The organism is Streptomyces sp. AC602_WCS936 (genome assembly GCF_019049125.1).
GTDB lineage: Bacteria > Actinomycetota > Actinomycetes > Streptomycetales > Streptomycetaceae > Streptomyces.
The window spans coordinates 17914-38482 of record NZ_JAGMUF010000066.1; the positions used below are offsets into that span (position 1 = coordinate 17914).

A 20569-nucleotide genomic window follows, 5' to 3' on the forward strand; every position below is an offset into this window, starting at 1 on the left:
GCAGCAGGCGTGCGGGCCTGGTTCCGCTTCGCGGAGTCCGGCGAGTACGCGGTCAGTGGACCGGAAAGCCGAACGAGTATCCCTGCTCCTTGAGCCAAGGGAGGACCTTGCGCAGGGCTTCGACCGTCTGGGCGCGGTCTCCCCCGGCGTCGTGGAAGAGGATCGTCGGCCCGTTGGGCAGCTCGCGCTGAACGGTGGCGACGATGGTGTCCGTGCCGGGCCGCTCGAAGTCCTTGGTGTCCACGTTCCAGCCCAGTGGACGCATACCCCGGGATGCGGCCAGCTTGCGGCTGTGGGGGGTGAAGGCGCCGCCGGGGGCCCTGTAGTACATCGGCCGTACGCCCCCGGACGTCTCGGTGATCATGCGCTCGGTGTCAAGGATCTCCTTGGACTGGTACGCCTCGGACTTCTTGTCCATGGCGGTGTCGTGCGACACCGAGTGGTCGCACAGCCGGTGCCCGGCCGCGACGACGTCCTTCACGAGGTCCGGGTGGGCCTGGGCCTGCGTGCCCGTCATGCAGAACGTGGCCCTGACCCCGTACTCACGCAGCAGGTCGAGCACTTGCGGCGTCCAGGCGGGGTCGGGGCCGTCGTCGATGGTGATGTTGACGCCCCGCGCTCCCGCGTCGGAGGCGTGCGCGATGGCCGGGTCGACCGGGTCGACGTCACTGCCCGGCGTGGCCGACGCGGTCGCCTTCGGTGCCGCTGCGTCCACGGGTCCGGCCTGCGCGGTCCACACCGAGGCGCCGACCGCGAGGACCGTCACTCCGAGCGCCGCCCCGACCACTTTGCCGTACCAGGCCCGTCCGCCGCCGTGCCGCGCCATGTCCGTCCCGCCTTCGCGTAGTTCCTCGCCGTTCCCCGGTCCTGTCGGGACCACATGGCAGGACGGAAGACCGGGGCCGGAGGATGCGTCCGTTACCGATCACGGAGCTCGAGCGGCGACGGCCGGCGCGGCGGTTCGGCAAGGACCTGCCGCGGGCACCCCGCCGTTCGGACACCCGACGGCCCGTGTGCCATACTCAGCGCCGCTCATAGCAATATCGGACCGGGGGCCGCATGCACGCACTGTCACTGCAAGCCCCCTATCTGGACACGGACGCGGACCAGCTCTGTTTCTCACTGGACCTGGGCGAGCGGCCGGCGCTCGCCGAACGTGAAGTGCTCGTGGGGGGACTGACCGTACGCATGCGGCTGCTCGGCGCCTCACACCAGGTGTTCGCCGGACCCGTGCGGGAGACCGTGGCGTGCCTGCCGGGTGCCGCCCGAGGGCTGCCGGCCGGACTCACCCGGCAGCTGGCGGGCTGGACCTACGACTTCAACGCCTCCACCGCGCGTCTCGAACCTGCCGAGTTCAGCGCGCGGGTGGCGAGGATCCTCGGCCGGTCGGCGGACGCGGAGCACAGCCTGTGCGGAACCTTCCCGGGTTCGCCGGAGGCGGTGACGGCGGTGGTCGTCGAGGCGTCCGACGAGGCGTCACGTCCCCCACTGGCCTGGCGCACCTGGCACACGTATCCGCAGAACGGGCAGATCGTATCGACGCGCACCCGACTGGAGGCCCGATGAACAGCGCCCGACTCGTCCGCGCAGCGGTGGCGGCCGCTCTGCTCACCGTTTCGCTCGCGGCCTGCTCCAGCGACGGGGACGACGGGGTTCCCCGCTCCTGGATCCGCGACCAGTACACCGCCAGCGGGTCCCGGTGGCTCGACAAGGACAGCGCCCCGACTCGGGTCGCCGACGCGATCGACGACAAGCGCGAGGCCCTCGACCGGTCTTCCGGCGGCGGCATGCAGTTCCTGCGCTACGGCGACGACATGGTGACCGTCTCGCCGTACCGGGGCGGCAGCATGATCGAGATCGAGGACTACCGCAACGGTTACCGCCGCCACCAGCAGCACCTCGTCAACTGGCCCAACCCGAACAGTCAGAGTTACCGCGGCGGCGGTCCGGGCGAAGGCAAGTGAGCCCCGTGCCGGCCAGGCAGTACCACCTCCTCGCTCCGACGACGCTCTCCAGAAAGGCATCCCTGTGACCGAGATCTTCGAGTCGGCCGGTCAGGCCCTGCTCTACGGAGTCGTGGGACTGGTCGTGATGGCCGTCGGCTTCGTCGCCCTCGACCTTGTCACGCCCGGCAAGCTCTTCCACGTGGTGTGGCGGGACCGCAACCGCGGGGCGGCCGTGCTGCTGGGCAGCCAGTCCGTGGCGGTGGGCCTGGTCGTCATGGAGGCCATCCGGGCGAGCGAGTCGGAGGAAGGACTGGGCCAGGGCCTGTTCAGCACGCTCCTCTACGGCTTGGCCGGCGTGCTGGTGATGACACTGGTCGGCATCGTGATCGGCAAGCTCGCGCCGGGTCAGATGGGCGCGGTCGCCCTGGAGGACAGCGGGGACCGCCCGCACCCCGCCGCATGGGTGCAGGCCGGCATGTACCTGGGCACCGCCTTCATGGTCGGCGCGGCCCTCTCCTAGAACGGCTCCCATGAGTTCCACCACCCTGGACGACCGCGACACCACGGCCACCTCCCGCCCCCCGGGGACTCCTTCGCCCCGGGGGGCGCGGTTCCTTCTGCTGCTCGCCGTCTTCCTCTGTGCCGCCTGCGGCCTCGTCTACGAACTGGCGCTGACCGCGCTGGGCAGCTACCTCGTCGGCAACTCGGTGCTGCAGACCTCTGTGGTCATCTCCGTGATGGTCTTCGCCATGGGCGTGGGCTCGCTGGCGGCCAAACCGCTGCGGCGCCGCGCGGTCGTCGCGTTCGCGGTGCTGGAAGGCGCCCTGGCGCTGATCGGCGGCCTGTCCGTCCTGGCCCTGTACGCGGCCTTCGCCTGGCTGCAGCTCTACATGCCCGCGATGATCGTGGTGTCCCTGGTGGTCGGTGTTCTGATCGGCGCCGAGATCCCGCTCCTGATGACCCTCCTGCAGCGGATCCGCCGGCAGGACGCGAGCAGTGCCGTCGCCGACATGTTCGCCGTCGACTACATCGGTGCCCTCGTCGGCGGCCTGTGCTTCCCGCTGCTCCTGCTGCCGGCCTTCGGCCAGTTGAAGGGCGCACTGGTGGTCGGCTCGGTCAACGCGGTCGCCGGCGTCATCGTCGTGGTGTTCATCTTCCGCCGCGAGCTCCGCCGTATGGTGAAGGCGGGTCTGCTGGCGGGCGTCGCCGCGGTGCTTGCCGTGCTCTGCACGGCGTACGTGTTCGCGGACGACCTGGAGGTCACCGCGCGTCAGCACATGTACGCCGATCCCATCGTGCACGCCGAGACCACGCAGTACCAGGACATCGTGATCACCCGGTCCACCGCCTTCACCGGGGACCCCGACATCCGGCTGTTCCTGAACGGCGATCTCCAGTTCAGTTCCGTCGACGAGTACCGCTACCACGAGTCCCTCGTCCATCCCGCGCTGTCGGGCCGTCGCTCCAACGTGCTGATCCTGGGAGGCGGTGACGGGCTCGCGCTGCGCGAGGTGCTGCGGTACGAGGACGTCCAGCACGTCACCCTCGTCGAACTCGACCCTGCCATGACCCGGTTGGCGCGGGATTACGGGCCGCTGCGCACGCTCAACCGGGACGCGCTGGACGACCCGCGGACCGAGGTGGTGAACGCCGACGCCTTCAACTGGCTGCGCGGTGCCCGGCAGCAGTACGACGCGGTCGTCATCGACTTCCCCGACCCTGATTCGGCGTCGCTGGCCAAGCTGTACTCGGTGGAGTTCTACCATCTGCTCGGCCGGGTCCTGACGCCGCAGGCCAAGGTGATGGTGCAGAGTGGATCGCCGTTCTTCGCGCCGAAGACCTACTGGTCGATCGCGAAGACGATCGAGGAGGCGGGGTACGCGACCACCGAGTTCCAGGTCGATGTGCCGAGCTTCGGCAACTGGGGGTTCGTGCTCGCCGCCCGCGGCAGCGAGGCACCTGAGCTGCGGCTCGCCGCCGAGGCTCCCGAGTTGCGGTACCTGGACGACGCGGTGCTCAGGGCGGCGGCCGTGTTCCCCGTCGACCGCCGCCGCACCGACGTACGGCCGAGCACGCTGATGGATCCCGCGGTGCTCGAGTACGTCCTGGACGAGTGGCGCAATTACTGAGTCCCGGCAACCGGCCGGGCCGGTGCCGCCAGGCGGAAGCCCACGCCGATCGCCGCGAGGTCCGGTTCGTAGGCGCCGTGCCGACGGGCGCACCGGGCCAGGTCCCGGTCGTGACGGAACGCGCCGCCCCGGGTGATGTGCGGGTCGAAGGCCCAGTCTTCGGTGCTCGGCACCTCGGCGGGGGCGCCGGGGTAGGGAGCGTAGAGGGTCGAGGTCCACTCGTCGGCGTTGCCTGCCATGTCGAGCACGCCGAAGGGGCCGGCTCCGTCGGGGAACGAGCCGACCGGCGTCGTGGTGCCGATGCCGAGGTCCACGAGATTGGCCAGACCGGCGCGGTACTCGTCGCCCCACGGGAACTCCCGGTCGTCGTCGCCGCGCGCGGCGCGCTCCCACTCGTCCTCCGTGGGCAGCCGCACGCCGAGGCCGATGCGGTTCCCGAGCCACCGGCAGTAGGCGGTCGCCGCCTCCCAGGAGATCCCGATGACGGGGTGGTCCGCCGGCGCCGCCGGGACCGATCGGCCGGAGGCCGCCGCGAAGGGCGCCCACTGGCCGACCGTGACCGGCGTGCGGGCGATCCGGAACGCTGGAACGTGGATCTCCGCACGCGGGACTTCCTTCCTGTACCAGTCCACCGGCACCCCGGTGTCCGCGTAACGGCGGGCCACCGCCGCCACTTCGTCGCCCGGCGTACCCCGACGCAGCGTTCCGGCCGGGACCTCGACCCAGTCCACCTGCTCCACCCGCACGGCTCCTCCTCCGCTTGAACGGACGACTCCCATGATCGCCTCGGTGGCGGTGGCGGGCTTCGGCCGATGGTCCCGTCCCGACCGCGACCTTGGAACGAGGACCTCGCTGCGGCCCGCCGCCCTGCTCGAGCATTAGCTAAAGCGTGACCCTTGCCGCTCTGCTGTATGTACAGTGAGCGGTCGGAGTGGGCACGGCCCTGCCTCGCGCACACGTTGGAGGTTCACGCACATGCGCATCATCGACGGAACGCCCGAGGAGATCGTGGAGTACGAGCGACTCACCGGCCGCGCTTCCCGGAACTCGCTCGCCGACGCCGCCCTCTCCCCCGACGAGAGCGCCGAGGCACAGACGGCCGAGGAGACGACCGCGCTCAGCACGGCGGCGCCCTTGCCGGCCGCGGACCACGTCGCCCTGATGAAGTTCATCTACGGACGGGCCGGCAAGAACCCGGAACGCACCTTTCAGACCGAGAGGTTCATCAAGAGGCTCCTGGACGAGGAGGAGGTCGTCGTGGCCTTCGGCCGCTCCTCCAAGACCCCTGACGGCCTCGCCGACTACCTGATGATCCGCGACAACGGACCGCAGCGCTACGGAGCAGTCGCGTACCTGCGGCCCATCAACGGAGGCCTGACCATACGCCTCGGCCCCGACGACCTCCACCGCCTCGGCATCGACGGGACGGACGACCGCATCCAGCTCCGCAGCGTCGCTCCTTCCGACCCCTACAAGCTCAACTGCCCTCTCGCCCACGACGAAGCCGCCGAGCTCGCCTCCACCCTCGTCCGCGCCGCGCTGGCCATCGTGCGCAGCGAATGACCCCGCCCCCACTTCCCCTCAGACAGGCACCTCACCATGCCGCACCCCCAGCTCCGCCCGCACCAGCGGGAAGCCGTCGATGCCGTGCTGCGTGCCCTCGAATGCCCGGCAGGGACGACGGTGCCGCCGCGAGGACTCCGCACCCAGGTGATCATGGCGACCGGGTCGGGCAAGAGCCTCGTGGCCGTCCGGAGCGCTGAAGAGCTCCGCGCCGGCCGTGTGCTGGTACTCGTCCCCTCGCTGGACCTGCTGACCCAGACCGAGACCGCCTGGCGCGAGGGAGGCCGCACGGGCCCGGTGGTCGGGGTCTCCTCCCTGCGGGGTGAGGACGGGGCCTTTCCCAACACCACGGATGTGCGGGAACTGGTCGACTGGGTAAGGCCGTTCGACAAGGTGACGGTGTTCGCCACGTACGCCTCCCTCGGGCTCGGCACGCTGGAGCGCGCCCACCGGGCCGGCCTTCCGGGCTGGGACCTGATCGTGGTCGACGAGGCGCACCGGACGTCGGGCCGGCTGGGCAAGCCGTGGGCGGTCGTCCACGACAACACCCGCATCCCCGCCCTGCGACGCCTGTACATGACGGCCACGCCCCGGCTGTGGCAGTTGGACGAGGACGCCGGCCGGGGCGCGCCGGGCGATCTGGTGGCGAGCATGGAGGACGATCCGGAGGGTCCGTTCGGCAGCCGGGCCTTCAGCCTGTCGTTGTCGGAGGCGATCGACCGGGGGATCAGCGCGCCGTACCAGGTGGTGTGCGTGGACATCACCGACACGCAGCTCCAGGCCGCCCGGCTCCTGGGCGCCGAGGGGCTCTCCGACGAGGTCCGCGGAGCCCGGCTCGCGGCTCTGCAGACGGCGCTCGTGAAGGCGTCGGCCGAGGAGGGATTCGACAGGACGCTGGTCTTCCACCATGTCGTGAAGGAGGCCGAGGCCTTCGCGGCCGGCCTGCCGGACGTCGCCGCGCGGCTGCACGCCGCCGACCCGGAACGGTACCCGAAGTCGGTCTGGGCGGACTGGTTGTGCGGTGAGCACAAGCCGGGCCACCGACGACGGGTGCTGGACGAGTTCGCCGACGGTGTCGCCACGGACGGCACAGCTGTGGCGAAGCGCTGTCTGGGGTCGGTGAAGGTGCTGGGCGAGGGAGTCGACACCAAGAACTGCGACTCCGTCTACTTCGCCGACGTACGGGGGTCCATGCCCGACCTCGTCCAGGCCGTCGGCCGCGCTCTGCGGATGCGGCCCGGCGAGGGCAAGCTCGCCTCCCTCGTGGTTCCGGTCCTGCTCGGGCCCGGCGAGACGGTCGACAACATGCTCACCAGCAGGGCGTACGGCGGCCTGGCCAAGCTCTTGGAGGCGCTGCGGGCTCACGACGCCCGGGTCGTCGAGCAGCTCGCCGAGCAGCAGGCGCCGAGTCGTGTCCGGGGCGTGCAGAGCCGTGGCGGGGTGGAAGGCGAGGAGGCCGTGAGCGACCGTGGGTTGTCGGTGCCGGCTCGTGCGCTGCTGAGATTCTCCACGCCTCGGGACCCCGCGCAGCTGGCCGCGTTCATCAGCCTGCGCGTCCTCAACCCCGAGCACCGTCACTGGCGGCGCGGGGTCGAGGCCGCCGTCCTCTACAACCGCGAGTACGGCGACCTCAAAGTGCCGTTCACCTACCGCGTGCCCGGCAGCGACGGCCAGGAGTCCGGAGCCGAAGTCTGGCCGGCCTCGCTCGCCGGCTTTCCCCTGGGGCAGTGGATCGCCGACGCCCGGAGGGTCTACACCCGCGGAGAGATGGACGTCGATCGCGTCGAGCAGTTGGAGAAGCTCGGCATGGTGTGGTCACACTTCGACGTCGCGTGGGAAGAGGGCCTCGCGGCGGCGCGCGGGTGGGCCGCCGGGGCGGGCCATCTCCTGGCCCCGCTGGACGCCACCTATCAGGGCTGTCGGGTGGGCATCTGGCTGAAGAACGCCCGGGCCGCCGCTCGGAAGGCCGCAGAGGTCGAGCAGGGGCGGGCCGAGGGCCTGCCGGTGCAGTCGTCGGCCGGGACGCTGTCCGAGGATCGGCGTGCGCAGCTGGAGGACATCGACCCGTCCTGGTGCCCGGCCTGGTCGGTGGACTGGCAGCGGTGCTTCCATCTGCTCCGGCGCCACCTCGAGGCCGGCGGTGAGCTGCCGATGGAGCCGGGCACGGTCGTCCGCCAGGGCGAGGACCTCGGCCGGTGGGTGCGGACGGTCCGCCTCGCCTGGGACAAGCTCACCACCGTGCAGCAGTGGATGTGTGAACACGTCCTCGGGATCACGCCCGCGGCGGAGGAGGAAAAGCCTCCCCCGCGCCGAGCGCATGCCGACAAGTGGGCCCTGAACTACGTGGCCGCCCAGCAGTTCTACGAGCGCGAGGGACACCTGCGGGTGCCGAGGAAGCACATCGAACGGATCGTCCTCGACCGCGGCGCGGACGGGAGAGCGGAACAGCAGGAGGTGCTGGACCTGCGGCTCGGCGCCTGGATCGGGAACCAGCGGAGCAGGGCCGCGACACTGTCGCCGGAACGGGTGGAGCGGCTCTTGGCGGTCGGGATGCGCTGGACGACGTAGAAGGCTGCCCTCACGCCGTTCCGCAACGCTCGCGCAGGAGCTCGACACCGTCGCCCTCCAGGTCGTCGAGATGGGCCGCGCGTCCGGTCATGGCCATCGTCAGGGCCAGAGTGCTGCCGGACACGACGGGGCCGGATCCGGTTTCGAACGGGCCGTCGTTCGCGACGAGTCGCAGGTCGGTGATGCGTCCCTTGGCAACGACCACCTGATCCGTTCCGCGGTAGTACTCGGCGACCCGTGTGACCGCCCGGGTCGGGTAGTCGCGACGCAAGTCCAGCGGACGCCGGATGTCCTCCGCGTGCACGATCGTCTCGCCGAGCATGGCCACGGCGGGGAGGGGAGGCTTGGTCCTGCTGGGTACGACATGCTGGAACCGGTCCAGTGTTTCGGAGGGGGTCGCACCGAGCTGTTCGGCCAGCCGCATCGCCACCTGTCTGTCGAAGTCGAACCGGCAGCGGATCACGCCCGCCAGCCAGCGCACGGCATTGAGGCTCGCCCCCGCGGTGAGGTGCGCCAGTACCTCACGCACCGTCAACCCGGTGCACAGCGACGGGGTCGTCCATCGGTCGTCGGGCAAGTCGGCAAGGTCGGCTGCCAGTGCCGCTCGCTCCGTATGGATCCATGACCAGACCTCGGTCCTCGGATTGCGGTCTGCTGCCAGTTCCGAACCAGTCATGCGGGCGAATCTCCTGTCACGAGCCGTGCTCCGGATCGCACCTGGACCGGAAGAACGTGCTCGTCCGGCAGGTGTTCGGACAAGAGACTCCCCCACTGGAGGAAAGTCGTCGCCCACCGCGGCTTGTCGCTCGGGGCAGTGCGGTGGCACTCTGGTCTGCCCGGTACCCCGGCCACACTGTTCCAGCATGCCCTCCGGCTGCGTCGTCTGACGCCGGACGAGCCCCTCTTCCGCAGCGGAGAGCCGTTCCCCGGCGCGGAGCGGCGCCGACGACAGCGGAAGCAACCGTTTGACGCCGGCCGCGGTGACGCCTCTGGCTCGCGGACTCCACGGCCCGGAATCCGGTCTGCGTGCTCTTCGGGACGACGGGCCGCACCCCGCTCAGGGCTTCTCGCCGCGCGTGTACGGGCCGAGGATTTCTCGGAACACGGTGTCGCCGGGAGGCTCGAACTCCTTGGTGTCCGCACCGCGTTCGACGAACGGCGTGCAGGTGGCAGAGGTGCGGGCGACCATGTGGTGGGTGCCGAGCAGGCGGCCGGTGCGGGCCTCCAGGATCCGTAGCTCGTACCGGCCTTCGTAATGGGAGATCTCCCGCCGTCCCGCTGCGGCGGCGGGCGAGTCGTACCGGCACACCTTGAGGAGCTTGCCCAGCCCTTCGTACCGGGCGCAGGCGACGAGTTGCACCCGCTCCGGCAGCGGTGCGAACGGATCGGTGCGGTCGCGGTCGCGGCCTCGGCCCTCGAACTGGTGCAGCAGCCCGTTGACATGGACGACCACAGGGCGCGGTCCGGACGTCGACACACGTGCCGCCCGGGGCACCGGCCGGCTCCCCTCCTCCTGGCACAGGCCGACGAACGAGAAGAGGCTGAGGCGCGTCTCCACCGGGCTTTCCGGCACCGGAGTGACCGGCTGCCCGGAGGATCCCGGGGCGACGGAGAAGGCCGGGATCGTCGCGGCGGGTCCGCCGGTATCACCGTCACTGCCCGCCGGCCGTCCCAGCAGCCCGATCAGGACCGCGACCCCGGCCAGGGCCACCACCCCGGCCCCGTAGCGCGCCCGTCCAGCCATCCCGCCCGCCCCCTTCCGGCGTCACCGCCCGCCGATTCTCCCGCCCCGGTGCGCTCCGGGCGGCGGCGGACGAGCGACATAGGGGAACCACCGTAGCCCTTCGGCACCGACCGCGTGCCGGACCGGGAGGACGGCCTATGCGGTTCGTGCCCGGCGCGCACGCCCCGCCGTACTCCTCGGCGAGTTGCCGGGTTCCCCGGCCCGGGACCGGGTCCGCGGCCTGCTCGACCGGGTCCACCTGCCCGCGGACGCCGCCCACCGGCTGCCCCGCGAGTTCTCCGGGGGCCAGCGGCAGCGCGTCGCCATCGCCCGTGCCCTGGCCCTGCGTCCCCGGCTCGTCATCTGCGACGAGCCGGTCTCCGCGCTGGACCTGACGACCCGAAGGGCCGTGCTCGACCTGCTGCTGGACATCCAGGAGGAGACGGGCACGGCGTACCTCTTCGTCACGCACGACCTGTCCGTGGTCCGCTTCATGAGCCACCGGGTGGCGGTGATCCACCGCGGCGAGATCGTGGAGACGGGCGGCGCCACCGACGTCACCGGTGCGCCGCAGCACGCCTACACGCGGACACTGATGCTGTCGGCCCCGGTGGCGGACGTCGCGGCGCAGCGCCGGCGCAGGGAGGCGGCGCAACGTCTCTCCGGGTGAGGCGGCGAGCGTCCGGTTGTCCGGCCGCCGGTTCACGTCACGAGAAGGCGCAGACCGAGCTCTGCGGCGTCGAGGGCGACGACATCGCGGTTGCGCTCGGCCCACCGGCCTGAGGAAAGGTCGTCGCGCAGGCCGTTCACCGCCCGCTGCTCCGCCTCCGGTCCGACCCGGGTCCACACGGACACCGCGCGGCGTACCTGTTCGTCCAGGTACGCCTCGGGCCGGCGCCAGTGGGCCTCGAAGAAGCCGTCGGCGCAGTCCCAGGGGACGAGCACCGGTTCCGCACGACCGTCGATCGCGCGGGCCAGGTCGGCCAGCGAGGGCCAGTCGGTGAGGAGGCCGCCGAACTCGGGCAGGTAGTCGCGGGTGAGCCAGAAACGGTCACGCCAGCCGGTGCTGCTCGCGTCGTAGGTGAACACCACCACCCGGCGGGCCACGCGCCGCATCTCCCGCAGACCGGCGACCGGGTCCGGCCAGTGGTGAACGGTGCTGACCGCCATCGCCGCGTCGAACGACTGGTCCTCGAAGGGCAGGTGCTCCGCGGCGGCGGCCACGCACGGCGCCGAGCCCGCCGGGCGCTGCGCACGCATGACGGCCGACGGTTCCACCGCCGTCACGTCACGGTCCGGGGGCTCGTAGGAGCCGGTGCCGGCCCCGACGTTCAGCACGGTCCGCGCGTCCCCGAGCGCGTCCCAGATCCTTTCGGCGATCCGCGGCTCGGTGCGCCGCGTCGCCGGGTAGGCGGATCCGATGACGTCGTACAACTGGGCGCCGAGCACTTTCAGTTGTTCCTCCGGCGTCGTTCGCATCCCCATGGCCCGTGCCTCCAGCTCTCTGTCGATGGCCGTCACGGCGGCAGCGGCGTGATCGCGCCGGTCCAGCAGCAGACCGCGCAGACGGCGCAGGTGTGCCACCGCGTCGGTGGCGGGGTCGTCGACCAGGTCCGCGATCTCGCGCAGTCCGAAACCCAGTCGCCGGTAGGCGAGCACCTGCCGCAGCCGCTCCACGTCGCCCGCCGCGTAGGCCCGGTACCCGGCCGAGGTGCGCGCGGACGGCCGCACGAGGCCGATCTCGTCGTAGTGGTGCAGCGTGCGAACGCTGACGCCGGCCAGCCCGGCCACGCGTCCCACGGTCAGGTGCTCTTCCATGCCACGGACTATGCGGGATGACGCCACGTGAGGGTCAAGCACTCCGAGGCCGGACCGGGCGGCGGCAGGCGCGGATCGGTCCGGTTTTCCGGTGTCCCAATGGACCGGGACACCGGACCGTTGTCTTTCTACGGTGGAGCCGTTCCTGTCCGAGCCCGCACGTCTTCGGCGTGCGGGCACGAATCGAGGTGACACCGTTGCTCCGACGCCGAATCGGGGGCCCGTCGGGCCCCGTCGTCAGCGCCCTGTGCCTGGGCGCACTGCCCTTCGGCACCACCGTGGACGAGAAGACGTCCTTCGCCATTCTCGACCGGTTCACCGAGGCCGGCGGCGATCTCGTCGACACCGCCGACAACTACGCGTTCTGGGTTCCCGGCGGGACCGGGGACGAGAGCGAGAGCACCGTCGGCCGATGGCTGGCGAGCCGCCGCATGCACGACAAGGTCGTGATCTCCACCAAGGCGGGGGCCCGGCCGACCGTGCCCGGCAGCGGCCTGGAGACGGCCGAGGGGCTGTCGGCACCGGTGATACGCAAGGCCGCGGAAGACAGCCTGCGACGCCTGGGCACCGATCGCCTCGACCTGTACTGGACGCACATCGAGGACCGGTCCGTCCCCCTGGAGGAGACGCTCGGGGCGCTCGAGGAACTGGTCGGCGGCGGCAAGGTGTCGGTGCTCGGCTGCTCCAACCACGCCACCTGGCGGACCGAGCGGGCCCGCGCGATCGCCCGGACCAACGGCTGGACCGCGTACACCTGCGTCCAGCAGCGCTACTCCTACCTCCAGCCGCGCTTCGACATCGGACTGCCGGAGAGCGGGCACGTCCATGTGATCGCCGAGCTCCTCGACTACGTGCGCAGTGAGCCGGACCTGACGCTGATGGCCTACTCGTCGCTGCTCTCGGGCGCGTACACACGGCCCGACAAGTCCTTGCCGGCCGCCTACGACCACCCCGGAACCGGGCAGCGCCTGACCGTTCTGCGGGAGGTGGCCGCCGAGCTGGGGGCCACGGCCAACCAGGTGGTACTGGCCTGGCTGCTCGGGGGCGACCCGCCGGTGATCCCGATCGTGGGGGTGAGCTCCGTCGCGCAGCTGGACGAAGTGCTGGGCGCGGTGGAGCTGGAGCTGCCCGGGGAGAGCAGGGCGCGGCTCGACCACGCCGCGACGGGCTGACGGGCCGCCCGCCGCCCCTCAGGCCGGCCGCTCCCCGGCCCTCGCTGCCTCGGAATCCCGCCCGTTGGTCCGCCGGGCCGCGTCTACGGCCTGTGCAAGGCGTCGCACGGCGCCGGGCACGGCCCGGTCGGCGAGATTGCCGTAGCCGAGGACCAGTGTCGGGCCGGCGGCGTCCGCGGTCCGCACCATGCGGTAGTCGTCGAGGTCCGCGAGCCGCACGTCGCGCCGTGCGGCCTCCTCGACGACGGCGGGCGCCGGGCAGTTGGTCAGGGACAGCAGCAGATGGAAGCCGGCCGCCGCGCCGGACACCCGGAACCCGGGCAGCGACTTGGTGAGTTCGCGCAGGAGGTGGTCGCGGCGGCGTTTGTAGCGCAGCCGGGACGCCCGCAGGTAACGGTCGTAGGCTCCGCGGTCCAGGAACCGGGCGAACGCCTCCTGGTCGATGACGGGCGGTGGCATGCCTGAGACGTGGTCCGCGGCCAGGGCGTCGGCCCAGCGCGGCGGCGCTGCCGCCCAGCCGATCCGCAGGGCCGGCGAGAGCGTCTTGCTGACCGACCCCATCAGCACGACGTGCTCGGGGGCCATGCCCTGGAGGGCGCCCACGGGGTGGCGGTCGTAGCGGAACTCGGCGTCGTAGTCGTCCTCCAGGACCAGGCCGTCGACCTCACGGGCCCAGGCGACCAGATCGGCGCGACGGGCCGGGGCGAGGACCACGCCGGTCGGGAACTGGTGGGCGGGAGCGAGGATCACCGACCGTACCTGCGGCGTGCGCCGCAGCAGGTCCACCCGCAGGCCGTCACGGTCCACGGGAACCGGGACGGGCACCAGACCCGCCGCCCCGGCCGTGGCGCCCAGCCGCGACCAGCCGGGGTCTTCCACGGCCACATGGGTGTGACCGTCGGCCCGCAGGGCACGGCACAGCCTGAGCACCGCGTCCAGTGTGCCGGCGCAGACCACGAGCTGCCGGGCGTCCAGCGACGCGCCGCGGCCCCGCACGAGGTACGCGGCGAGCCGTTGCCGGAGCCGGGCGAGACCGGCCGCGTCGGGGTAGCCGAGCTCGCCCCACGTCAGTGCGCCGGTGGCCTCCCGTACGGCGTCCGCCCACCGTCTGCGGGGAAACGCCCGCAGGTCGGGTACGCCGGGCAGCATGTCGAACTCCGGCTCCCAGCGCGTACCGGCGTCGGTGGGGCTCGTTGCCGGTGCGGGGACGGCCTGTGCCCGGACCCTGGTGGCCGAGCCGCTGCGCGCCTCCAGGTAACCCTCGGCGACGAGCTGTGCGTAGGCCTCCGTCACGACCCACCGCGAGCAGCCCAGATCCGCCGCGAGGGCCCTGCTCGGCGGCAGGGCGCTGCCGGAGGCGATCCGCCCACCGGTCACCGCCGCCCGCAGGGCCCGGGCCAGCCGGACGTGCATCGGGCCCTCGGTGGGACGGCCGAGTTCGAGGAAGGTCCCCCAGGCCGAGTCCGTCCGATCGTCTGCCACGGCAGCCGATGCTACCGACCGGCCCGCGACGGTCGAGCGGCGGGCGCAGCGCTCGGCATGGGCGGAACACTGCCTCCACCGCGTGGGACCCGGTCTGCGAAACTGTGCGGATGAACGTCAGACTCGCCGAGGCGCAAGACGTCCCGGGTTTCCTCGCGTTGGCGGGGCAGGTCGAGCACTGGTTCGGTCCGATGGTCGGTGAGGCCGGCTTCCACGCGGCGGTGCGGGACCACATCCGACGGTCGGAGGCGCTCGTGGCCGGCCCCGCCGGCTCGCCCCTGCTCGGCGCCATGTTGTTCGGCCCGACGGCACCGGCTTACCACGTTCACTGGCTCGTCGTGTCCGAGCAGGCGCGCGGGACGGGCGTCGGCCGCGCGCTCATGGACGACGCGCTGCGCCGGTGGGTGCGCGGCCCCGGCACGGTCGAGGTGGTCACCTTCGGCAGCGACCACCCCGGAGCACACGTGAGCGGCGCGCGCGTCTTCTACGAGCGTCTCGGTTTCGTCCCCGCAGAGGTCGCCGGTCCTGGGCCCGAGGGCGGTTCACGGCAGGTCTTCCGCCGCACGGTCGCCTGAGGCACCAGGCAGGTACGGGCGGCGTGCCGCGACAACCGCGGAACTGAACGGTGTGGTGAGTACTTCGGTGGCCCGCAGCGCTGGATGAGCGAGATAGAACAGGCGGAGCTCGTCCACTTCGCCACCGAAACGGGGCGGCCAGTGGAGCGAGGGCGTGAAGTCGTCCAGGACCAGCAGGCCGCCCGGAGCGAGCAGTTCGACGACGCCCTCGGGGTCGTCGAGCTTGCCTCCGCCGTCGCAGAAGAAGACGTCGAAGGGGGCGTGCCGTTCAAGCAGCCGCCAGTCCCCGGTGAGAACGCTGACGCGGTCGTCGTCCGCGAAGACACCGGCCGCTCGACGGGCCGGCCCCTCGTCACGCTCGACGGTGATCAGGCGGGCACCGGCGCCCAGGCCACTGTGCAGCCAGGCGGTCCCCACTCCGAAGCCGGTGCCGCTCTCGGCGACGACCCCGTGCGGCTTCGCGGCAGCGGCCAGGCCGAGCAGCCTGCCCACTTCCGGGATGCAGCTCTGCTCGAACCCCGCCTCGGCAGCGGCACGTTGCGCGGCTGCCACGCGGGGCGGAACCGCACGTCCTTCCGTCATCAGGATCTCCGGCGCCGGCTCGGCAGACAGCGTTCGCGCAGGCGGGTGAAGGCGGTGGGGGTGGGGCGCCGGGGAAGGAAGTCCTTGATCCGCTCGGCGCATTCCCGTGGGGTCGCCGTGCCGGTGTCGCATTCCATGTCGTAGTCGCCGTGCGCGTGCACCAGGTCGTACTGGAGCTCCGCGAGGCCCGTGGGCCGGTCGCCCCGGGCCAGCTCGCGACGGACCAGTTCGTCGAGCGGGCAGCGGACACCGACGAACATGACGTCCTGGGGGCGCAGCACCGTGAGGCAGTCGAGCAGGCGCCAGGGCTCACTGAGGACGTGGTCGACCACGATGTTGTTGCCCACCTCGGCCATGGCCGCGATCGAGCGGTGAAAGCCCTGCCTGGTGCGCCGCAGGGCGGCGTCGAGTTCCTCGGGGCCGAGGTCTCGCTTGGTGCGCATCGCGTTGAAGCTGTCCACCGACAGATGGAAGTAGACACCGTCGTCCAGTACGCCGAGCAGTTCCCGGGCGATGCTCGACTTCCCGGAGCTGGAAGTGCCGTTGAGGAAGATGACCTGACCGAACGCCATGCGCCTCATGATCCCATGGTGGTGAGCGGCGGTTCAGGCGGCCGGTCCGGAAACCGTCGGGAGGACCTTCTCGGCGATGTCGACGAGAACGCTGTCCTCCGGGGGGAACCCGGACGTGCTCCAGACGGTGATGTCGTAGCAGCCTCCCCGGTCCTTCCCGTCGAGGGCCACCGACAGGGTCCTGGCCGGGGGCCCTTGTTCCACCGGACCGCTCGATCCGCCGCTTCCGAGATCGATGGTGATCTTCATGGTGTGGTCCGAGGAGAGGACCGCGGGCCGGCCGATGACCTCGAGCGCCTCGTAGTCCTTCTCGCCGCCGATCTCCAGCACCCTCACGTACTGGGCGATCGACAGGTCGTTGTAGGTGGCCGAGACGTTGACGGTGTACGTGTCGAAGGCGACCTCTGCCTCCGGCCGGGCGACCTTTCCGTCCGTCAAGGGCGCGGTGCCGCTGCTGCCGGACGCCGCGGTCGCGATCTCCGAGGGGATTCCGAGGAGCGGGGCCAGGCCGGGCCGGTTGAGCGCCTCGCACAGTTCGTCACCGGTCACGGCCTCGGGCGTCTCCCGGTAGGCCTGCGGCAGTTCCTCGTCGGCACTCGGACACGAGACGGCCCGGGGTGTGTCGTCGTCGGAGGCAGGCAGCATCTTCGGGCCCGCCCACAGCGCGCCCCCGAGCGCCGCGAAGAGGGCCACGGCCAGGACGGCCTGGCCCCACGCATTGGGTTCCTTCTCCGCGGCTGCCGGGACGGGACGCGTCACGGGTGCGGCCTGCCCCTGCGGCTGCGGCTGGGTCCGGTCCGGATCACGGGCCGGGACATGGACGGCGGCATCGGCCGGGCCCGGTTCCCGGCGTGCGCGCAGGGCGCGGGCCTCCCGGCGGACGCGTACCGCGGTGAACACGAGGAACACCACCGCGAGAGAGGCCAGGACCCGGTCGTCGTCGCGGAAGGCGAGGTACATGAGGCGTACGCCGAGAACGGACCCGACCACGATGAGCAGCGGCTCGCGGACCCAGAAGGGCAGGAGACGGAGGAGGAAACCCAGCACCTGGTGATATGAACAGGTCAAGATCGTGTCCGCCATGACGGAAGCCACAGTTCCGGACCGGGTGTGACCTCGGTGAACGAGGGGCCCGGTCTTCCGCCTCGAACTCGACCGGCGCAGCAGAGCGGCGGGCTGGGGCATCACGAGCAACCTCTCCCACCCGGGAGTCGCACCGACGAGCCAGGCCGAAGAGACCGAAGGCGATCTTCGACTGGCTGTAGGCGCGCACGCCGTTGCAGGAACGCTCCCAGTTCAGGTCGCCCCATTCGTCCACCCGGAGGCCGGCGCCCTGGAACTGAACTGCCAGACCCTCCTCGACCCGGAGCAGTCACACCGTCTGGTCGTCTACACCGCGGCCCCGGGCAGCGAGAGCCACGACCGGCTGCGCCTCCTCGCGGTGATCGGCCCGCAGGACCTGCGCTGACCCGCTGCGGCGGAAGGACCGGGGAACTCGTGGCGATGCGCTCATACACGCGAACGGAACCCGAACGTGAGTGCAGTTACCTGTGAGTTCCGCACGCCGGACAGGTGACAGCTGTGACTGTCCCCGGCGAGGTGGCCCGTGACAGCGTCTTACCCGGCACCGACCCGGTGGAGGGAGAAGGCGTGAACAAGGGCTACGCCGTGTACTGCGACGCAGACCCGCACTTCTACGACGCGCCGCACCGTGCCACTCCCGGCACGGCGACCGCCGGCACCCGGTACGCGGTGGCCGACCTGCCGGTGCCGCCGGGATGGCGGCGCACCGAGATCGGCGACTGGCTCGCGCTGCGCCCCGTGGACGCCGTACTGCCGGCACAGGGCTGGAAGCTCCACGTGTCCGCCTGTCTGGACAACGCCGAGTCCGTGCTGGCGCGAGTACGGGAGTACTGCCTCGACCGCGGCATCGCGTTCAAGTTCGTGCCGAGCCGCTACCTGCTGCACCAGCGCAACGCCAAGTACGCGGACCGGTCGGGCAGCGGGAAGTTCGTCACGGTGTACCCGGCGGACGAGGGGCGGTTCGAGCGGGTCGTGGGCGAGTTGGCCGCTCTGCTGGACGGCGAGGCCGGGCCGCACATCCTCAGCGACCTGAGGATCGGCCGGGGCCCGGTGCACGTGCGCTACGGCAGCTTCACCCGCCGCGACTGCTACGACGACCAGGGGGAGCTGCGGCCGGCCGTCGCCGATCCCTCCGGTGAGCTGGTGCCCGACCTCCGCGGACCGGTGTTCCGCGTGCCCGACTGGGTGAGTGTCCCCGCCTTCCTGAAACCGCACCTCGACGCGCGGGACACGGTCACGATGGCCGGCATCCCGTACACCGTCGAGTCGGCGATCCACTTCTCGAACGGCGGTGGTGTCTACCGGGCCCGGGACACCCGCACCGGCGAGGCAGTCGTCCTGAAGGAGGCCCGTCCGTACGCCGGGCTGGCGGCGGACGGCGCGGACGCGGTGGCACGGCTGGACCGCGAGCACCGGGCGCTCGAGCGGTTGTCGGGGCTGGACTGCACGCCCGAGGTACGGGACCGCTTCGCCGTGGGCGAGCACCACTTCCTGGTTCTGGAGTACCTGGACGGCAAGCCCCTCAACACCTTCTTCGCCCGGCGCCACCCGCTCATCGAAGCGGACCCGGACGACCGGCGGCTGGCCGAGTACACCGAGTGGGCGCTCGACGTGCACGGCCAGGTGGAGCGGGCCGTCTCACAGGTGCACGCTCGGGGCGTCGTCTTCAACGACCTGCACCTGTTCAACATCATGGTCCGCGACGACGGACGGGTGGCCCTGCTCGACTTCGAGGCCGCGCACCACGTCGACGAGCCGGGCCGCCAGACGGTCGCCCACCCCGGGTTCGTGGCCCCTCCCGGCCGGCGGGGCACCGCCGTGGACCGGTACGCGCTGGCCTGTCTGCGCCTGGCCCTCTTCCTGCCGCTGACGAGCCTGCTGGCCCTGGACCGGCGCAAGGCGGAGCACCTCGCGGATCTGGTCGCGCGGCAGTTCCCCGTTCCGCGCGCGTTCCTGGACGCGGCAGTCGACGAGATCACCGGCGCGTCCGGCGCGTCACCGGCCGCCCGCCGTACGGGGCGTCGGTTCGTCCCCGTGCCGCCCGGTGACTGGCCCCGCAGCCGGGACTCGATGACGGCGGCCATCCGCGCATCGGCCACGCCCGCCCGCGACGACCGTCTCTACCCGGGGGACGTCGCCCAGTTCGCCACCGCGGGCGGCGGGCTCTCGTTCGGTCACGGAGCGGCCGGCGTGCTGTACGCCCTGGCCGAGAGCGACGCGGAGCGCGACGAGAACGCGGAGCAGTGGCTGCTCGACCGGACGGAGGAGCCGCCCTCGGGGATGCCGCTCGGCTTCCACGACGGGATCGCCGGCACCGCGTGGGTCCTGGACCGTCTCGGCCACCGGGCGAGGTCGCTGGAGCTCGCGCGGCTCCTGGTCGAGCAGTCGCCCGACCGTCTCTCCACCGACCTGCACAGCGGGACGGCCGGGGTCGGACTGGCGCTGGACTCCCTGGCCGACCGCACCGGCGACACCGCCCTGCGCGACGCGGCGACGAGGTGCGTCGAACTCAGCGCCCGCCGCCCGGCGGACGACGCACCAGGCCGCCGGAGCCGGGCCGGGCTGCTGTACGGCGCGACGGGCGGCGCCCTGTTGTTCCTGCGCCGGTACGAGCGCACCGGCGACGCCGGCCTGCTCGATCTGGCGCGCGACGCACTGCGCCGGGACCTCTCGCACTGCGTGCGCGGCGCGGGAGGAGCCCTCCAGGTGGACGAGGGCTGGCGCACCATGCCGTATCTCGGCGCAGGGAGCGTGGGCATCGGCATGGTGCTCGACGACTACCTCGCGCACCGCGCCGACGAGCGGTTCGAGCGGGCGCGGGACGAGATCGTACGCGCGGCGCAGGCCATGTTCTACGCCCAGCCGGGACTGTACCGGGGAGTGGCCGGCATGGTGCTCTTCCTGGGGCGCACGACCGCCACCGGACCGGGAACCGGCCCCGCTGCGGTCCGGCGGCAGATCGACGCGCTGGCCTGGCACGCCATGTCGTACCGCGATCACCTCGCCTTCCCCGGCGAGCAGATGATGCGCCTGTCCATGGACCTGTCCACCGGGACGGCCGGGTGTCTGCTGGCCGTCGCCTCCGTCCACGGCGACCGCCCCGCCGGTCTGCCGTTCCTCCCACCGCCGCGGGACCAGCGGCGCCCATGAGCCGGCCCCGCCGGGGCCGTGGAGAGAACACCCGTTGTCGTACGGAAGGAAGAGCACATGAACCTGTTCGAGCTGCAGTCGCTGGAGACCCCCAAGGAAGAGGCCATGGGCGACGTGGAGACCGGCAGCCGCGCGAGCCTGCTGCTCTGCGGCGACAGCAGCCTCAGCGTGACGACCTGTAACTGACGTCGTCCGGACCGGCCGAC

Annotated in this window: 19 protein-coding genes and 3 pseudogenes; 13 read left to right on the top strand and 9 right to left on the bottom strand. The window is 71.9% G+C overall.

Annotated elements, in window-relative coordinates; genetic code table 11:
• Window positions 1-52: 52 nt before the first annotated feature.
• Window positions 53-826, bottom strand: coding sequence for a polysaccharide deacetylase family protein (locus tag KUM03_RS21920; protein ID WP_217250985.1), 774 nt, complete (start codon window positions 824-826; stop codon window positions 53-55).
• Between the two features lie 233 nt (window positions 827-1059).
• Here KUM03_RS21920 and KUM03_RS21925 point away from each other — a divergent pair, with 233 nt between their 5' ends.
• The 4 genes from KUM03_RS21925 (at window position 1060) to KUM03_RS21940 (ending at window position 4075) form a co-directional block, all read left to right on the top strand.
• Window positions 1060-1566, top strand: coding sequence for a DUF2617 family protein (locus tag KUM03_RS21925; RefSeq protein ID WP_217250986.1), 507 nt, complete (start codon window positions 1060-1062; stop codon window positions 1564-1566).
• Window positions 1563-1964: a DUF4247 domain-containing protein gene (locus KUM03_RS21930; RefSeq protein WP_217250987.1), complete on the top strand. Its 402-nt coding sequence runs from the start codon at window positions 1563-1565 to the stop codon at window positions 1962-1964. Before KUM03_RS21925 ends, KUM03_RS21930 begins: the two co-directional genes overlap by 4 nt.
• Before the next feature lie 64 nt (window positions 1965-2028).
• Window positions 2029-2466, top strand: a complete 438-nt coding sequence (locus KUM03_RS21935; protein ID WP_217250988.1) for a DUF350 domain-containing protein — start codon at window positions 2029-2031, stop codon at window positions 2464-2466.
• Window positions 2467-2476: 10 nt separating this feature from the next.
• Window positions 2477-4075 (top strand): polyamine aminopropyltransferase, encoded by a 1599-nt coding sequence (locus tag KUM03_RS21940; protein WP_217250989.1) that lies wholly within the window; start codon window positions 2477-2479, stop codon window positions 4073-4075.
• On the opposite strand, the gene KUM03_RS21945 is transcribed toward KUM03_RS21940, so the two are convergent.
• The gene (locus tag KUM03_RS21945) at window positions 4069-4854 is read right to left on the bottom strand and encodes a formylglycine-generating enzyme family protein (RefSeq protein ID WP_217250990.1); all 786 of its coding nucleotides are present in this window, start codon (window positions 4852-4854) and stop codon (window positions 4069-4071) included. The genes KUM03_RS21940 and KUM03_RS21945 overlap by 7 nt on opposite strands.
• Before the next feature lie 196 nt (window positions 4855-5050).
• Between KUM03_RS21945 and KUM03_RS21950 the strand changes: the two genes are divergently transcribed.
• Together KUM03_RS21950 and KUM03_RS21955 are read left to right on the top strand one after the other, a co-directional pair.
• Window positions 5051-5638, top strand: a complete 588-nt coding sequence (locus KUM03_RS21950) for a hypothetical protein (protein WP_217250991.1) — start codon at window positions 5051-5053, stop codon at window positions 5636-5638.
• Window positions 5639-5674: 36 nt separating this feature from the next.
• Entirely contained in the window at window positions 5675-8206 is a 2532-nt protein-coding gene (locus KUM03_RS21955) for a DEAD/DEAH box helicase (RefSeq protein ID WP_217250992.1), read from the top strand.
• 10 nt (window positions 8207-8216) lie between these two features.
• Here KUM03_RS21955 and KUM03_RS21960 read toward each other — a convergent pair whose 3' ends face one another.
• Both KUM03_RS21960 and KUM03_RS21965 read right to left on the bottom strand, forming a co-directional pair.
• Entirely contained in the window at window positions 8217-8882 is a 666-nt protein-coding gene (locus tag KUM03_RS21960; protein WP_217250993.1) for a maleylpyruvate isomerase family mycothiol-dependent enzyme, read from the bottom strand.
• A 381-nt stretch (window positions 8883-9263) separates the two neighbouring features.
• Entirely contained in the window at window positions 9264-9950 is a 687-nt protein-coding gene (locus KUM03_RS21965; RefSeq protein WP_254399705.1) for a hypothetical protein, read from the bottom strand.
• A 196-nt stretch (window positions 9951-10146) separates the two neighbouring features.
• On the opposite strand from KUM03_RS21965, the pseudogene KUM03_RS21970 reads away from it, so the two are divergent.
• A pseudogene (locus tag KUM03_RS21970) lies at window positions 10147-10599 on the top strand (ATP-binding cassette domain-containing protein); the annotation flags it as partial.
• 32 nt (window positions 10600-10631) lie between these two features.
• On the opposite strand, the gene KUM03_RS21975 reads toward KUM03_RS21970, so the two are convergent.
• Window positions 10632-11747: a MerR family transcriptional regulator gene (locus KUM03_RS21975; RefSeq protein ID WP_217250994.1), complete on the bottom strand. Its 1116-nt coding sequence runs from the start codon at window positions 11745-11747 to the stop codon at window positions 10632-10634.
• A gap of 197 nt (window positions 11748-11944) precedes the next feature.
• Here KUM03_RS21975 and KUM03_RS21980 point away from each other — a divergent pair, with 197 nt between their 5' ends.
• Window positions 11945-12919, top strand: coding sequence for an aldo/keto reductase (locus KUM03_RS21980; RefSeq protein WP_217250995.1), 975 nt, complete (start codon window positions 11945-11947; stop codon window positions 12917-12919).
• An 18-nt stretch (window positions 12920-12937) separates the two neighbouring features.
• Here the strand turns inward: KUM03_RS21980 and KUM03_RS21985 are convergent, their stop codons facing one another.
• A complete protein-coding gene (locus KUM03_RS21985; RefSeq protein ID WP_217250996.1) occupies window positions 12938-14401 on the bottom strand; it encodes a PLP-dependent aminotransferase family protein in 1464 nt (487 codons plus the stop codon).
• A 110-nt stretch (window positions 14402-14511) separates the two neighbouring features.
• On the opposite strand from KUM03_RS21985, the gene KUM03_RS21990 reads away from it, so the two are divergent.
• The gene (locus KUM03_RS21990) at window positions 14512-14976 is read left to right on the top strand and encodes a GNAT family N-acetyltransferase (RefSeq protein ID WP_217250997.1); all 465 of its coding nucleotides are present in this window, start codon (window positions 14512-14514) and stop codon (window positions 14974-14976) included.
• Here KUM03_RS21990 and KUM03_RS21995 read toward each other — a convergent pair.
• Genes KUM03_RS21995 through KUM03_RS22005 form a run of 3 tightly spaced genes read right to left on the bottom strand, consistent with a single transcriptional unit; the run spans window position 14944 to window position 17177 of the window.
• The gene (locus tag KUM03_RS21995) at window positions 14944-15558 is read right to left on the bottom strand and encodes an O-methyltransferase (protein WP_217250998.1); all 615 of its coding nucleotides are present in this window, start codon (window positions 15556-15558) and stop codon (window positions 14944-14946) included. The two genes, KUM03_RS21990 and KUM03_RS21995, sit on opposite strands and share 33 nt — an antisense overlap.
• A complete protein-coding gene (locus tag KUM03_RS22000; protein ID WP_217250999.1) occupies window positions 15558-16130 on the bottom strand; it encodes a chloramphenicol phosphotransferase CPT family protein in 573 nt (190 codons plus the stop codon). The genes KUM03_RS21995 and KUM03_RS22000 overlap by 1 nt, the downstream gene beginning before the upstream one ends.
• A 33-nt stretch (window positions 16131-16163) precedes the next feature.
• Entirely contained in the window at window positions 16164-17177 is a 1014-nt protein-coding gene (locus tag KUM03_RS22005; RefSeq protein WP_217251410.1) for a DUF6215 domain-containing protein, read from the bottom strand.
• Window positions 17178-17265: 88 nt separating this feature from the next.
• On the opposite strand from KUM03_RS22005, the pseudogene KUM03_RS39300 reads away from it, so the two are divergent.
• The 4 genes and pseudogenes from KUM03_RS39300 to KUM03_RS22020 all read left to right on the top strand — a co-directional run.
• Window positions 17266-17355, top strand: a pseudogene (locus KUM03_RS39300) (short chain dehydrogenase); the annotation flags it as partial.
• An 81-nt stretch (window positions 17356-17436) separates the two neighbouring features.
• Window positions 17437-17598: pseudogene (locus KUM03_RS22010) on the top strand (XRE family transcriptional regulator); the annotation flags it as partial.
• Window positions 17599-17780: 182 nt separating this feature from the next.
• A complete protein-coding gene (lanKC, locus tag KUM03_RS22015) occupies window positions 17781-20363 on the top strand; it encodes a class III lanthionine synthetase LanKC (RefSeq protein ID WP_217251411.1) in 2583 nt (860 codons plus the stop codon).
• A 57-nt stretch (window positions 20364-20420) separates the two neighbouring features.
• The gene (locus KUM03_RS22020; protein ID WP_018849360.1) at window positions 20421-20549 is read left to right on the top strand and encodes a SapB/AmfS family lanthipeptide; all 129 of its coding nucleotides are present in this window, start codon (window positions 20421-20423) and stop codon (window positions 20547-20549) included.
• Window positions 20550-20569 lie beyond the last annotated feature (20 nt).

Excerpts from the sequence above, each read along its gene's own strand:
- KUM03_RS21975 (WP_217250994.1), bottom strand. The coding sequence starts at position 11,747 with ATGGAAGAGCACCTGACCGTGGGACGCGTGGCCGGGCTGGCCGGCGTC.
- KUM03_RS21925 (WP_217250986.1), top strand. The coding sequence starts at position 1,060 with ATGCACGCACTGTCACTGCAAGCCCCCTATCTGGACACGGACGCGGAC.
- KUM03_RS21930 (WP_217250987.1), top strand. The coding sequence starts at position 1,563 with ATGAACAGCGCCCGACTCGTCCGCGCAGCGGTGGCGGCCGCTCTGCTC.
- KUM03_RS22020 (WP_018849360.1), top strand. The coding sequence starts at position 20,421 with ATGAACCTGTTCGAGCTGCAGTCGCTGGAGACCCCCAAGGAAGAGGCC.
- KUM03_RS22000 (WP_217250999.1), bottom strand. The coding sequence starts at position 16,130 with ATGGCGTTCGGTCAGGTCATCTTCCTCAACGGCACTTCCAGCTCCGGG.
- KUM03_RS21940 (WP_217250989.1), top strand. The coding sequence starts at position 2,477 with ATGAGTTCCACCACCCTGGACGACCGCGACACCACGGCCACCTCCCGC.
- KUM03_RS21960 (WP_217250993.1), bottom strand. The coding sequence starts at position 8,882 with ATGACTGGTTCGGAACTGGCAGCAGACCGCAATCCGAGGACCGAGGTC.
- KUM03_RS21965 (WP_254399705.1), bottom strand. The coding sequence starts at position 9,950 with ATGGCTGGACGGGCGCGCTACGGGGCCGGGGTGGTGGCCCTGGCCGGG.
- KUM03_RS21995 (WP_217250998.1), bottom strand. The coding sequence starts at position 15,558 with ATGACGGAAGGACGTGCGGTTCCGCCCCGCGTGGCAGCCGCGCAACGT.
- KUM03_RS21990 (WP_217250997.1), top strand. The coding sequence starts at position 14,512 with ATGAACGTCAGACTCGCCGAGGCGCAAGACGTCCCGGGTTTCCTCGCG.
- KUM03_RS21945 (WP_217250990.1), bottom strand. The coding sequence starts at position 4,854 with ATGGGAGTCGTCCGTTCAAGCGGAGGAGGAGCCGTGCGGGTGGAGCAG.
- KUM03_RS21950 (WP_217250991.1), top strand. The coding sequence starts at position 5,051 with ATGCGCATCATCGACGGAACGCCCGAGGAGATCGTGGAGTACGAGCGA.
- KUM03_RS21955 (WP_217250992.1), top strand. The coding sequence starts at position 5,675 with ATGCCGCACCCCCAGCTCCGCCCGCACCAGCGGGAAGCCGTCGATGCC.
- KUM03_RS21920 (WP_217250985.1), bottom strand. The coding sequence starts at position 826 with ATGGCGCGGCACGGCGGCGGACGGGCCTGGTACGGCAAAGTGGTCGGG.